General features: G+C 44.8%; 13 protein-coding genes. 6 read left to right on the top strand and 7 right to left on the bottom strand.

The genetic code is table 11. The annotated features are described in order from the left end of the window. The first annotated feature begins 76 nt into the window (after nt 1–76). Both H608_RS24965 and H608_RS22390 read left to right on the top strand, forming a co-directional pair. Nucleotides 77–391 (top strand): type II toxin-antitoxin system RelE/ParE family toxin, encoded by a 315-nt coding sequence (locus tag H608_RS24965; RefSeq protein ID WP_038008445.1) that lies wholly within the window; start codon nt 77–79, stop codon nt 389–391. 72 nt (nt 392–463) lie between these two features. Then, nucleotides 464–766, top strand: coding sequence for a HigA family addiction module antitoxin (locus tag H608_RS22390; RefSeq protein ID WP_051268328.1), 303 nt, complete (start codon nt 464–466; stop codon nt 764–766). Between the two features lie 44 nt (nt 767–810). Here H608_RS22390 and H608_RS0113790 read toward each other — a convergent pair whose 3' ends face one another. Next, complete coding sequence (locus H608_RS0113790) at nt 811–2,547, bottom strand: phospholipase D-like domain-containing protein (protein ID WP_028788192.1); 1,737 nt, start codon at nt 2,545–2,547, stop codon at nt 811–813. 94 nt (nt 2,548–2,641) lie between these two features. Further along, the gene (locus H608_RS0113785) at nt 2,642–4,039 is read right to left on the bottom strand and encodes a hypothetical protein (RefSeq protein ID WP_028788191.1); all 1,398 of its coding nucleotides are present in this window, start codon (nt 4,037–4,039) and stop codon (nt 2,642–2,644) included. 320 nt (nt 4,040–4,359) lie between these two features. Here H608_RS0113785 and H608_RS0113780 point away from each other — a divergent pair, with 320 nt between their 5' ends. Both H608_RS0113780 and H608_RS0113775 read left to right on the top strand, forming a co-directional pair. Further along, nucleotides 4,360–5,859, top strand: a complete 1,500-nt coding sequence (locus tag H608_RS0113780) for a hypothetical protein (RefSeq protein ID WP_155990174.1) — start codon at nt 4,360–4,362, stop codon at nt 5,857–5,859. A gap of 151 nt (nt 5,860–6,010) precedes the next feature. After that, nucleotides 6,011–6,778 (top strand): hypothetical protein, encoded by a 768-nt coding sequence (locus tag H608_RS0113775; protein ID WP_028788189.1) that lies wholly within the window; start codon nt 6,011–6,013, stop codon nt 6,776–6,778. Nucleotides 6,779–6,827: 49 nt separating this feature from the next. Here the strand turns inward: H608_RS0113775 and H608_RS22385 are convergent, their stop codons facing one another. Beyond that, on the bottom strand, nt 6,828–7,634 hold the full coding sequence (locus H608_RS22385) for a class I SAM-dependent methyltransferase (protein WP_051268326.1): 807 nt from the start codon (nt 7,632–7,634) through the stop codon (nt 6,828–6,830). Between the two features lie 277 nt (nt 7,635–7,911). On the opposite strand from H608_RS22385, the gene H608_RS0113765 reads away from it, so the two are divergent. Next, nucleotides 7,912–8,160 (top strand): hypothetical protein, encoded by a 249-nt coding sequence (locus tag H608_RS0113765; RefSeq protein WP_028788188.1) that lies wholly within the window; start codon nt 7,912–7,914, stop codon nt 8,158–8,160. A gap of 5 nt (nt 8,161–8,165) precedes the next feature. On the opposite strand, the gene H608_RS0113760 is transcribed toward H608_RS0113765, so the two are convergent. After that, on the bottom strand, nt 8,166–9,239 hold the full coding sequence (locus H608_RS0113760; protein ID WP_028788187.1) for a 3-oxoacyl-ACP synthase III family protein: 1,074 nt from the start codon (nt 9,237–9,239) through the stop codon (nt 8,166–8,168). 297 nt (nt 9,240–9,536) lie between these two features. Here H608_RS0113760 and H608_RS24415 point away from each other — a divergent pair, with 297 nt between their 5' ends. After that, on the top strand, nt 9,537–10,265 hold the full coding sequence (locus tag H608_RS24415) for a hypothetical protein (RefSeq protein ID WP_051268325.1): 729 nt from the start codon (nt 9,537–9,539) through the stop codon (nt 10,263–10,265). On the opposite strand, the gene H608_RS24960 is transcribed toward H608_RS24415, so the two are convergent. The 3 genes from H608_RS24960 to H608_RS23735 form a co-directional block, all read right to left on the bottom strand. Further along, nucleotides 10,169–10,381 (bottom strand): hypothetical protein, encoded by a 213-nt coding sequence (locus H608_RS24960; protein WP_425426004.1) that lies wholly within the window; start codon nt 10,379–10,381, stop codon nt 10,169–10,171. The two genes, H608_RS24415 and H608_RS24960, sit on opposite strands and share 97 nt — an antisense overlap. Continuing rightward, on the bottom strand, nt 10,362–10,781 hold the full coding sequence (locus H608_RS24405) for a dihydrofolate reductase family protein (RefSeq protein ID WP_051268324.1): 420 nt from the start codon (nt 10,779–10,781) through the stop codon (nt 10,362–10,364). Before H608_RS24405 ends, H608_RS24960 begins: the two co-directional genes overlap by 20 nt. 108 nt (nt 10,782–10,889) lie before the next feature. Continuing rightward, nucleotides 10,890–12,878, bottom strand: coding sequence for a tetratricopeptide repeat-containing sensor histidine kinase (locus H608_RS23735; RefSeq protein WP_051268323.1), 1,989 nt, complete (start codon nt 12,876–12,878; stop codon nt 10,890–10,892). Between the last annotated feature and the right edge of the window lie 27 nt (nt 12,879–12,905).

Below are 12,905 nucleotides of genomic sequence, written 5' to 3'. Positions count from 1 at the left end.
GCTTGGTTTCCCTATTTTTGGTAAATAATGTGTTAGGCAAACTAAATAAGAATCACATTTAAATTAGTTCTTTTCAATGGTTGTACATTTTGAGAACCCTTACCTCGAAAAACTTTTTCAAGGTAAGGCTGTACCAGGAAAGCCGAAGTACAGTAGCGAGGTCGTCGTTAAGTTCAAAAAGACTATCCTGAAATTGAAATATGCTGACAATCTCAGGGAATTAAAAAGTCAACGAGGCTTGAATTTTGAAGCACTTAAAGGTAATTATAAAGGGTACTATTCTGTTAGGGTTGACTATAGCTATCGTTTGATTTTATCGTTAGATACAGATGGTAACCTGGCTGTTAACGATGTTGTTTTAATACATGATCTGACTAATCACTATCAATAATTATTTACTTTTTTAAATCGTTCCGGTAAAAAGTGGAAGATCAGCATTGTTTTCTACCGGCTTTATTTCACAATGAATAATTATAAAGTACTCAACTCAAGAGGCAAAGAAATTCATACAGATATTGCCTTGCATCCTGGAGATATTCTGCTGGATGAACTCGAAGCAAGAGGTGTGAGAAAGACTGTGTTTGCGGAACAACTTAATATGAAACCGAGCCACTTCAGTGAGCTGCTTCATGGAAAGCGGAATGTAAGTGCAGCTACAGCGCTCAAACTTGAAAAGCTATTAGGTATTTCTGCCGAATACTTTATGCGTGTACAGGTTTATTATGACCTGTTCATGGAAAGAAATAAACAGGAAGCTGTTGCTTAAGAATACGTCGGGATATCCGACGTATTCTTTTGAGTTAGTATTCCTCACTTCCCCGCAAATCTTAACCGGTCCCTGTAATGCAGACTGTCCTTCTTAAAATACCTGTCCGTCCATTTATCGTTTGGTTGTAACGTTCCCGACAACGGAGAGTTTCTTTTGGCCATTTCTGCCGCTACCCAGCGCGCACGGTAATGATCATAGATTCGCATCACTTCTACACCATAGCTATCCGCAATATCCGTATTGCCTTTGATTACCAGGTAATTTTCATCGTTCTTCTGTGATGCCGGATTCGACAAATTATGCGAGCCGCTGATGATCACCGGTGCGTCACTTGTAAAATCGACTACCACCACTTTCGTGTGTATCAGAATATTGCCGGCACCCGCGATCATTGCTTCTTTCAGCCAGGCTTCAAATCCATCATCTGCTAATGCCGTGGCGGCAAACTGCGCACTTTTATCGCGGTGAAATCCTGCGATCTTATTGGCATTGGTATTCTGAATGCCCAATCGCAGGATCGGATCACCGGCTTTGCCTGTCAATGCGTCAATTATTTCCTTTGGCAATACAAATGCCGTGGAGAACAACACATCCGTTTTTGCCGCATCGATGAGTTTGATAAAATAGGTAAGGTCTGCTTTGTCTTTGCGTGGAGAGAATCCCGGGAACACACTGGCTTTGGCATCCATCACATTATTCGCCGTTATCCATTTGCTGGTTTCGCCCGTCGTGATGGGTGTCTTATCTTCACCATTCCAGATCGTATTAAATAGCGCTTCATATTTCTCTGCAACTGGATTCACCGTTTTTCCTTTTTCTGTCCGCACTACATGCACCACGTTGGCCTGCCTGAATAATCCGTTGTGCGTAAAGTTGGTAGATCCGCATAGTACCATCACCGGCTTTCTTTTCATGTTGAGACCGCTACCTGTTACTTTAGACAATACAATAAACTTGTCGTGAAAAATGGCCGAGGTAGTCCGCTCTCTCGCGAGTTTTTTATCGATCAGTGGTTTTGCATTGTGTTTGTTCTCGGCAGTCTGCGCATCCCCTTTTTTCGAATGAAATAACATACGCACTTTCACACCGCGTTTCGCTGCAGCATTAATCGCATCAACGATTTCATGCCATTCATATTCATAGATGGCAATGTCGAGCGCCCACTTGCCATCTTTTGCAGACGCGATCACGTGAAGGATTTGTTTCAGTACATCACGCGCCAGCCACTGCTTCACGCCCGGTTCCACTTTTTCCAGGTCATCAACCGTCAGGTCTTTGAAGCCACCATGTTTTCTTTTTTCTTCCATCAGTTTTATGGCTTCGGGAAAGTTTCGTATGAATGCCTGACTCGCACCGGCAGCACGGTTGAACGTTACATTGTGAACACCATCTTCATCGCTGCTGGAAGTAGTGACTGTTATTTTCGGGCCTTTTAAAAGTGTCGGCTGGGTGGGCGTGCCATACATGGCGTGAACACGGTATGCATATTCCGAATCACCATATACTTTGTAATCACTCCAACGGAATTTTTGTATCGGCGCTACATCGGACAATATCAATGCGCCGGCATCGTGTGCCTGGCCGGGGAATGGCATCAATCCGGATATCCATTCCCATTTTGGTTTTTTATTGCCGGGATAGGGTGGAGGCAGTCGCTCGAGCGAGAAGCCTAACAGTCCTTTTCTTCTTGCGGCGGTTACATCGAAGGCAAGCAATACGCCTGTGGTGCCGGCAAACACCTTCATGGTGATGCCATTGAGCATGGCTGTCTTTCTCATAACGGAGAGGTTTAATGGTTATTCCTACTAATGTATTAATATTTTTTGCCGGAAGTAACCGTTTTTTCACCCTCTTAACCAGCAATCATGTAACTCACATCACAAAGATTCGATAGACGGGCTGGTCTTTTTTTCCGGTATATTTTGTTAAGAACAGGAGTTTACCCTCCAGTTGAAAGATAGCCTGGAACGAGGTGAATTGCTCGTTTTTGTATTCGGGAAAAACTACCGGCGTATGTTGCCTGCTAACCGGATCGTATTGAATTAACGAAGGAACGAAGCCGTTATAGCGTATATAATAGATAAAGTTCAGGTTTGTCCACGCAATGTGATTCTTTCTATTATAGAGAGAGTTGGGTGGTGTGAAATTTTCCGGCATACCCACATGTTCAAAGTTATTGTTTTGCAGGTCGAAGGTCCGCAAACTGTCTTCCTCACGGAGTACAAGATAGTTGCCGCATTTCAGCAGACTGCGGTCGGGTTGCAATGGCTGGTAGTGGTAAGTTCGCTTCCGGAATACTTCTTTGATTGTGCCTGATCCGGGAACCCAACCAAGAAGCCGGTTGCCGTTCACCAGGTAGAGTTGATTGTCCAGTATTTCTCCCCAGACAAAGTTTTGATCGGTGGGCATGATTGCCGCTACGCGAAGTGTTTGCTGGTGAATGGAAGCGATAAACAAATCGCGTGCACCTGTCTGTTTGTTTCGTAGAAAGCCGAGCGTAAACAGGCTGTCGTTGATTGTGTAAAATTTGTCGTTCAGCTCATATCCCTGCGAGCGGAGACTGTACACATTGCTGGTTGTATATTCCTGTGCGTTACCCGTAGTGGCAGGTGCGCTTGACTGAATGATATATTCAAAGACAGACTGGCCATCCAGTTGCTTTTTTTCAAAGCCATGGTAAAATATATGTGGACCGAGGAAAGCAACATCCGAGAAATTATTAAGCAGTGAGGAGTTATCACTCTTTAAACTGGCCGTGACCCATTTCGCATCAACCGGCCCGTCATCGGAAAAGGCGATAAGTTGCGTGATGCCCGCTTCGAGGTTGTACATACGGAGAGCAATCAGATCTTTTGACGTGCTGGTAAAAACAGCCGTGTAACCCATTTCGAGGGTAAGCGGCTTCTGCTGGTTCGTGAGCGGCTCCTGTTTTAACGTCTGCCGGTCGAGTCGCCGGAGCGAATGCCTGCCGCCATTCAGTATCGTGAAGTATACAAATTTTTTAGTAACAGCCTTTACATATACCAGCGATTCCGCAGGGAATTGAACCAGCATTTTTGTGCCATTGGGCGTACCGTCTGTCTGGTAAAGGCGAAAGTTTGGGGTGGAAAAGAAAAAACTGCCATCAATTTCTTTAGGCGTATCAACGAGAAATCCTTGCTTGTAACCATCCGTCGTTTTATTCAGATTTTTGTCTTCAGCGATCAACACCGGCTGCGCCGCCGCCGGGAGCTGCCAAAGAAACAGAAGGCCAATACAGATAAGTTTCATATTGTAAAATTGGCCGCCAAGGTAGCGTGGCAATGGCTCCTGTAATATGCCCTTATCAGGGTATTTGCAATGATTTTGCGCACTCAAAGAACCACATTACTTGCAAACCATAACTGTCCGTAATAGCGCATCACCTTACCTAAGTACTTGGAAGCAGGATGCCGGATGCCGGCGATAGGCCAGGCCGGCATCAAGTATTATCTGGTTTACCTGTTCATCTCGTTTGTCAATCAGATTTTTATATTTTCGCGGCGAATAAGTTGTTTAAAATCGACCAGAATTGCCGAGTCGACTGGTCATCAATCATTTACCACCAACTCATGAGAAAAATTCTTTCTTTTTTATTTGTATGTTTTACGCTCAGCTTGCATGCGCAGCAAATCAAACTCAGTTTTACTCCTGTTGCCAAGTTCGAAGATGATGTAGTAAGCTTTCATAAATACGGAAAATTTTTCTACTCGGATAAAGCTGATTACGTCAGAGAGCAGGTGTTCAGGTTCGCCACGCTTAAAAGAATGAAAAATGGCATTGAGCTTACTCAGTACGATGAGAATCTGAAAAAGATTAAGACATTATCGCTTGACAACAATCAAAAAGACCTGGGTCCTTTTCCACCACTGGTGCATTATGGTAAGACATTTATTTATGTGGTGTATTTTAAGTATATCAATGATGATGTAGTTAAAATGTACGTGACTAAAATAAATCCGGAAGATTTGTCGCTTATGGCTACAAAAGAATTGATGGAGTATAACCAAAAAACTCAGGGGATATGGAGCGCTTTCAAGGTACTTAGTGAAACCAAGATATTATTTACGGTTTCACCGGATCAAAAGAAAGTTTGGGTCGTTCACGCCAGCCCTACTTTATTTTGCAGTACCGTAATTGATGGCGATCTGAATGTCCTGCAACCTTCAGAAACAATACCTGTAAAGTTGAGTGGCATGAAAGTAATGGATAGCCATTTAAGCAACAATGGCGACAAAGTACTGCTTTATCGCTATAACGGCACAGATTCCTGGCATGGTGTTTTTTTTCATACCAGCGGTAAAAAACCCGTATTCGAGAATATTCGCGTTCCAGCTGGTGTATTCCCCAGCTACCTTCACATGTTGTTTGGGAAAAATGGTAAACTATTTTATGGGGGGCATTATAATGTTGAAAGAAATAGTGAGAAACAAATGGGGGTGGCTTTCGGAGAGATTAACATTGGTGAAAACGCAATCAAAACACCTGCACTATATCCTTATAGTGAAGAACTGAAAGAAGCGGTAAGGGATCTAAATTTTGCAACAAAGTCTAAAGGCACTATTGATTTTATTGATCAACACCCCAGTTACCTTCTAAACGAAATGGAAGACGGTACTGTTGTGTTGTCTGCTGATATGGCGGCTCGCACCAGCAGTGCCATCTTTGGCCGTATTGATTTTTTTAGAGGCCCCATCATTCATGTTTTTGTAAAACCGGACGGTAAAGCCACGATGGATCTTATAGCCAAAAATCAACAGTATGACGCTTCAACCAATTTTATCGTACGTGTTTTCAAGGATAAATTTGTTTGTATTTATGGTGATCTGCCAAAGGGCCATAAAAGAAAAGCTTTTATGATACCAGTAGCAAATGTTTACAACTCAAATGGTGAACTGCTTTCCAGGCGGTTTTTATTAGAGAATACAAAAGAGATGGAAGGAAAAATTATGATCGGTAAAGGGTCGCAAATAGATGACAACAAATTTATACTTCCAGTAGGCGAAGACAGGGTCAGCCTGTCAAGATATTACACAAGAATCAAACAACTGGCCTACCTGGATCTTTTTTAACTCTTTAGTTGTCATACTAAAAACCCTTTAATCCCGGGCCTTTGCCAGGGATGATTATTTAGATCAAAAATTAGTTGTTTCAGGGGATTGACTCCGGACAATACTTACACCACCTTCGGGGTTAACCATTCATTTTAAAAAACAACCTTAAATGAAAGCATTAACCCTAATAACCCTCTTACTGTCAACGACAATATGCCAGGCGCAGGTAAGACAACTTCCTGCCGAAAAAAGTAAAACAGCGGCGGAACAACCTGTGAAAATAAACTCCGGCGTTAAAAACATACCGGTAAAAACTACGGATGCTCCGGCAAAACAATCGCCCCCTCCGCCTCCCACACCGCCGCCGCCCGCTCCTCCACCACCAGCCCAGGCCCCAACTGTTGTTGATTATAAGTTGACAGATGTAAGGGTTAAGATTACCACGGGGCGTGATAACAAGGAAAATTCTTCAGAAGTGTATGTAAAGTTTTCTTTACCCGAACAGTTTAACGCTTCCTATTGCGCATTTGCCCAATGGAACCTCCAAAATGAAATGCCCGTGAACAGTGATGTTGAAGTGGGCCTTTACAAGCGCGCCAATGCCAACCTGTCGCTCATTTCCACCAAACTCACCATGAGCAATCCCGAGCAATTGCGTACGGGCGGAAAGGACATTTCGCTTACCGATATACAGGCGCACGGCGGACGGTTAATGATCAAATATTATCCCCACCTGTTTACCGATGCCTGGCGCATAGAAAACGTGACCATTACATTGGAGTTCAAAAATCAGCAAAACGAACTGCATCCTGTGTACGGCCGTAAAACGATTTCTTTTTCCAATGCCCGCACTTTTTTAAACGCCGGCAATGAACGTTACCTGATTTGTGAAGTAGGTACGGATTTAAGCGCGATGGTTTCTTATACGAAAAACTAAAGAGGGATAATATACTTCTTTTCAGACGGGGCACCCTTGCCTCGTCTTTCTATTTCCAGGCCTGTCCGATGACCGCACTGATCGGTGCCACCATCGGCGCGTTGCCGAATTTTTCATCCAATTCTTTTTCTGTTTTTCGTTTTATCTCTTCTATCCATGCAGGATTTTGCTTTTCGATTTCCTGGTAAAAAGCTCCTCCCTCTACCAGTCCATAAGCCGCTTCTTTTGCAGACGGACTGACGGCAGATTGCTTTACTTTTTCGATGATTGTTTTTGAAAATCCTGCATCCCTTACCAAATGTTCGATTGCCGTTTCATCGTTCATCGATGTAGCAGTGCCATAGGATGCCGGCAGCGGTTCGTGCAGGTATTGTCTTGCTATAGACAGCGTAATAAAAGAGACGGCGTTCTGTTCCAGCCTGTCCCAGGTCGTAAATATAAATTGACCTCCCGGTCTTAATACGCGACAGGCTTCTGCAAATGCTTTCGGCTTATCGGCAACAAACATATAACCAAAGCAACAGACCACGAGATCGATACTGTTGTCGGCAAAAGGCAATTGTTGTGCATCGACGTGTTGCCATGCAATGGCAAGATGGCTTAACTTCTTCTTTGCTTCCTGTAACATATCCGCGTTGATATCCGAGGCGATCAGTGTTGCCTGCGGCGGGATCCGTTCCCGGATATGCCGTGTAACGCGGCCCGTGCCGGCGGCAATTTCCAGGGCAACGGAGACGCCGGCCGGGTCAATCCGTTCGGCTACTTCCATGGCATAAGGCTCAAAGAATAAAGGCCCGAAAAACTGGTCGTAATAGGCGGCCGTATCTCCGCGGCCACCGTCGGAAGCTTTTTTCATAATTTGCCTTTTAATTGTGAATGGCTTAACGGTCAACCTGTTAGTGAGTTGTTTTATGGCTCCGTTTTTTATTAACTAAAAAGAATTTGGATTTTCCCCAAGCCCGTTTACATTTGTCCTCTGCATCGGGCCTTTTACGGGCCATTTTATTGTTCAGCCTCTTATTGTTACTGCCTCTGCCTCATAAGTTCATTGATTTGCGCAAACGTTGACAACATGTTACCGTCTGCGGGTTTTAGTAATTGCCTTTTTTATTTTATCGTAAAAGCCAGCATTTATGAAACTATCAGAATTTATCGCATTGCCCGAGGATCACAAAAGATTGACTGTTTTCAAAGAAAGCGTAGCCATTGCCAAACGCGAACTCCCCGACAAGCTCGTTTTTCTTTTCCAATTAAATGAGTATTACATCGAAGCGTTCTGTTGCTGCAAAACCAACGAGGTGCTTGAGTACCGGGTGTTTTTCAATACGGAACAACTGGCGCCCTATCTCGAGGATATCCGGATCGATCAGTTGCTGAATTAACCGGTTTAAAACTGGTAGAGCAGCGCATTGATATTCATTCCGGCGCCCACAGACGCAAAAACAACTTTGTCACCCGGCAGAATGGATTGTTCCCCGACCTTATTTTTAAGAATCAGGTCGAGCAGGGTTGGTATGGTCGCAACCGAACTATTGCCCAATGAGCCGATGGTCATGGGCATAATGCCGGCCGGCAGCGTTGGAATATCATAGAGCTGAAACAAACGTTCCAGGATGGCCTGGTCCATTTTTTCATTGGCCTGATGGATCAGTACTTTTTTTACTTCGGAGATCGGCACGCCGGCCTTATCGAGTGTTTGCTTCACCAATTGCGGCACATTGTTCAGGGCAAATTCATACAATGCGCGGCCATTCATTTTGATAAACATGTCCCTGCTCTGATCAGCAGGATCATAAGATTTATCCATTGTCAGCAAGGGAGCGTGCTCGCTGGCGAAGGTTTGTGCGCGGTGGCAAATGATGCCGGCCTTGCTGTTCTCCGCTGCTTCCACCAGCACAGCACCTGCTCCGTCTGCATAGATCATGGAGTCGCGGTCATGCTGGTCGATCACCCTGGAAAGCGTTTCCGTACCGATTACCAGGCAACGTTTGGCGTCGCCGGAACGGATATAGTAGTCGGCCTGGATAAGTCCCTGCAACCATCCGGGGCAGCCAAATATGAGATCATAGCCAATACAATCAGGATTTTTCAGTTGCAGATCATATTTAACCCTGGAGGCTATGGAAGGAACGATATCGGTGCGGTTCGAACCATAACGGACATTACCAAAGTTGTGTGCCACGATGATATAATCAAGGCTTTCCGGGTCTGTATTGCTGCTTTCCAATGCATCTTTTGCGGCGAGTACGGCCAGGTCGGAGGCCATCTGTTCCTGCTTCGCATAACGCCGTTCATGGATGCCGGTAATCTGTTGAAACTTTTCAATGATCCGCTGATTGGTACCGGTAACTGTCTCGCCGTCTTTTTGTAAGAAAGTATGAGAGAGAAAGGTACTGTTGTTCACAATTTGTTCCGGGAGAAAACTGCCGGTGGCGGTAATAACAGATTTTAAACGGTCCATAAAAGAGCAATTGAATGAGGAGATGAGCATCGATGTCTGCTAACCTATTACAATTTTTGGGCGCGAATGTTAATCCGGTACTATTTTTTGGCAGGGCAGCGCATAATCCGCTTGTTTTTTGTGTTAATAAACTCATTCATAGCGTACTAAAGAATTGTCAGCCTTGCATCATTTGCCGGCATTCCTGTTTCCGGTATGGAAAAAATGGTCGTTTCAGGGGATTGAAAGCCGCATTGCAATAAAGCATTTTTGAATAGTGATTCGATCAATATCATTTTTCAGCAATAAAAATGCAACATGAAGACATTGCGATCAGTACTCATAGCTGTTACTTTCTTAGCCGGCCCGGTATCTGCCCAGGTAAAACAATTGCCTGTTGACAGGAACAAAACAGTGGTGAAGGATCAGCCGGTGAAAATGCAGCCCGGCATTAAAACGAATACCGTCAAGCCTGCCGATACAGTTGTGAAACAGTCGCCGCCTGCAGTGGCAACTACCACCCAGCCACCGGCAGCAGCTACGCCGCCGGCTTATTACCTGGTATCGGCGAGAGTGAGGGTGGCTACCGGCGATGATAACAAAGAATTGCAGTCAGGAGCCGCGGTCAGAATATTTAAACTCAGTTATACACCAGGCGGCGCGAGTCCCGGAGATTTTAAAGCTTATCCGGGACAACGATTGTTGTTTGAAACCAGGGATGAACCAACAAGAGAATTTAAAGTCAATTCAACGAATGAAATAGATTTGAAAAGCATCTATTCTTTTAGCTACCAGCCAGTCGATATTATGCTCGGTTATGTGGAACCATATGGTTTCAAAGCTGTGATCACTTATTCCCCTAACTTTCCGCTGGATGCGTGGCGTATCAACAATGTGACCGTCGTTCTCGAAATAAAAGACAGAAATGGTAATCCACATCCTTACATGGGTTACAGAGAGATTCTTTTTTCTCCCAACAAATTGATGAAGGCAGGTGATAACACCCTGGAGCTGTTTATCGATAAAAATTTTATGAGGCAATTGTAAATGCATTGCCGGGGGCATCGTTTTTCTTGAAAAATGGAAAGGCCGTTTCCAATGGCCACCGGGTTGGCGAAAATATAATATTCATCCACCAGGTTGTCATTGATCAGTGAACGCACAAAGCCAGCACCACCGTACACAAGAATGTCTTTGCCGGGCTGCGATTTCAACGCTTTTTACGGCAGCAACCATCTCTCCATTTTCTACCTCAACATTTCTGCCTTTGATTTCTTTTTGTGTCCGGCTAAAGACAATTTTGCGCATATTGACCATCTGCTGCGCAAAGGAATATTCAGGACTATCGGGCTGGTTGTCGGCAACATTTTCCCAATAGTCGCAGAATTCACGCGTCATCTTGCGGCCAAGTAAAATCGTGTCGCTGGTTTCGGCAAGCTCAGCTATTTTCCTGAACATGGATTCATCCGGTTGGGCAGAGGTCCACATCCAATCGAGTTCGCCGGTTGGTCCGGCTACAAAACCATCGATGGTCATCTGAATCTGCAATTTTAATTTTCGCATAAAAATTGTTTTTAGAGTTTGTGTGTTACACAAATATCCGCATACCGCTGCTGGCAGTCAGGGTATGAACGCGACAAAAGAGGGGCGAATTGCGATGCAGGGCAGCCGTTAACTTAGTGTTGAATCACATTCCAGGTAAACCGAAGTGCCTTTGCCCGGTTCTGATTTGATATCCATGGAGCCTTTCAGGTAATTGATCCTTGAGTTTACGCTGCGCATACCCGCGGATTGCAATATATCTGTTTGCGAGGGATCAAAGCCTTTGCCATTGTCTTCAATGGTAATGGTTACGCGACCGGTGTCCTGTCGTATGACCTGCACAAGTATGGTGTCGCCGCCGGAATGTTTTACCGCGTTGTTGACCAACTCCTGTATGATCCGGTACACGACCACTTCCACGGTATTTTCCATTCTTTCTTCGAGGCCATAGATTTCACAATTCACTTTCAGCGATTGATCGCCGGAGAGACTCTCACAATAATCGGAAAGCGCTTGTTTCAACCCGAGCTTCAGCAACGCTTCAGGCATCATGTTATGGGCAACACGCCGCATTTCGCTGATCGATTCGTCGAGTTTATTCAATACTCTTTCAAATGCCAGGCTGTTTGATTCCGATGTAATGAGGTTTCCTTTCATAGACCCTAACTGGAGTTTGACACCGCTGAGCAGTCCGCCAAGACCGTCATGCAGGTCCTGCGCCAAACGGCTCCGCTCTTCTTCCTGTCCTTTGAGTAAAGATTGCGTTGCCAGCAATTGTTTCTCCGCTTCTAATTCGTGAATACGCTGTTGCTGAATCTTCCTGCGGCTGTTATAGTTTCTGTATAACAATACAAGGATGATGAGCAGTGCCGCGGCACCTCCCAGCAACACATAATTGAGCAGATTTTTTTGCCTGAGGTCTGATTGTTGCAGTTTTATCTGGTCTTCTTTTTTCTCCGTTTCGTACCGCATTTCCATTTCGGAGAAGGTGATGGCTCTTTTACTGCTTTGCAGGCTGTCTTTGGTTTGATCATATTTTTCGTAATACGCATAGGCTTCTTTGAAACGGCCGCGTTCATAAGCGATATTTTTCATCAGCCGGAAGAATTCATTCTTCTCAAAAATGTCTTCGCTTTCTTCAAAATAATTTTTTGCCTGTTGCGCATGTTCATCGGCCAATGCCCAGTTTTTCTGGCGGTACGCTATCTGGGCCTGCAGCAGATGTGCATCTGCGAGATAGCTGTCCTGGTCCAGCTCCTTCGCCAGCGTAAATTGTTTTGCCGCAAACAATACAGCCGAATCCATTTTGTCCAGTTCCAGGTATTCTTTGCTGATGTTGTAATAGGCGTCGGCTAGCGGGTATTGAAATTCTTTTTCTTCCAGCGATGGCAGGTATTGCAAGCGCATACGCAGCGCTTTTTCTGTTTGACCGTTATCATAAAAGTTGCCCGCTTTCTGCATCATGTATTCCGCCAGGTTTTCCTGTGCCTTCCTGCTTGTGTATTTGGAGGTGATCGCAATGGCCTTATCGATGTACTCATCGGCTTTCTTCAGATTTTTAACGGTGCTGAATACGGTGCTCAGGTTGCGGTAAAGATCCGATAGCATTACATCGGCCTTGTTTTGCGGTGTACCGGATTTTTTGACAAAGGAAGGATCTTCCAGTATCTGTTGTGCCCGTTGATAGTAGTAAATGCATCTGTCATAAGCGCTTTTCCAGTATTTGATATTGCCCATGTTATAAAGCACCCCGGCCTGCAGTTGAAGGTTGTCGTTTTTTACAGCAGACTCGCAGGACAAACGATAATAGTACAAGCCTTCCTCATATTGCTCAAAGGAGCTGTACCATAATCCCAGCAGGCGGTAACAATTGGTAATGGCATCGCGCTCGCCCACCTTCAGGCTTTTGTCCAGCGCTTCTTTTAATAGTTGAAGGGAAAGGTCTTTGTCTTTTTCGATCAATTCATGACCTGTTATTCTCAGGCGGTTCACCTGTGCGGTATCCAGCGGCATGCGCCGAATCTCTTCAATACGTTGCAGCACGTTGTCACCCGGCTGGGCGATGGTTTTTAAATAAAGAAACGGGAGCAGGACTAGCAGAATAATGGTTGGTTTCATGTCCTGAAGTTAATATATCGGCTCCGT

This window comes from Terrimonas ferruginea DSM 30193 (assembly GCF_000425585.1).
GTDB classification, from domain to species: domain Bacteria; phylum Bacteroidota; class Bacteroidia; order Chitinophagales; family Chitinophagaceae; genus Terrimonas; species Terrimonas ferruginea.
The sequence above is the reverse complement of the archived record's forward strand: the minus strand, read 5'-3'. Positions and strand labels throughout refer to the sequence as shown.

Coding starts and splice junctions, on each gene's coding strand:
- H608_RS0113785 (WP_028788191.1), bottom strand. CDS start 4,039: ATGAAACTTATCTGTATTGGCCTTCTGTTTCTTTGGCAGCTCCCGGCG.
- H608_RS22390 (WP_051268328.1), top strand. CDS start 464: ATGAATAATTATAAAGTACTCAACTCAAGAGGCAAAGAAATTCATACA.
- H608_RS0113790 (WP_028788192.1), bottom strand. CDS start 2,547: ATGAGAAAGACAGCCATGCTCAATGGCATCACCATGAAGGTGTTTGCC.
- H608_RS23735 (WP_051268323.1), bottom strand. CDS start 12,878: ATGAAACCAACCATTATTCTGCTAGTCCTGCTCCCGTTTCTTTATTTA.
- H608_RS0113760 (WP_028788187.1), bottom strand. CDS start 9,239: ATGGACCGTTTAAAATCTGTTATTACCGCCACCGGCAGTTTTCTCCCG.
- H608_RS0113765 (WP_028788188.1), top strand. CDS start 7,912: ATGAAACTATCAGAATTTATCGCATTGCCCGAGGATCACAAAAGATTG.
- H608_RS22385 (WP_051268326.1), bottom strand. CDS start 7,634: ATGAAAAAAGCTTCCGACGGTGGCCGCGGAGATACGGCCGCCTATTAC.
- H608_RS24415 (WP_051268325.1), top strand. CDS start 9,537: ATGAAGACATTGCGATCAGTACTCATAGCTGTTACTTTCTTAGCCGGC.
- H608_RS24405 (WP_051268324.1), bottom strand. CDS start 10,781: ATGCGAAAATTAAAATTGCAGATTCAGATGACCATCGATGGTTTTGTA.
- H608_RS0113775 (WP_028788189.1), top strand. CDS start 6,011: ATGAAAGCATTAACCCTAATAACCCTCTTACTGTCAACGACAATATGC.
- H608_RS24965 (WP_038008445.1), top strand. CDS start 77: ATGGTTGTACATTTTGAGAACCCTTACCTCGAAAAACTTTTTCAAGGT.
- H608_RS0113780 (WP_155990174.1), top strand. CDS start 4,360: ATGAGAAAAATTCTTTCTTTTTTATTTGTATGTTTTACGCTCAGCTTG.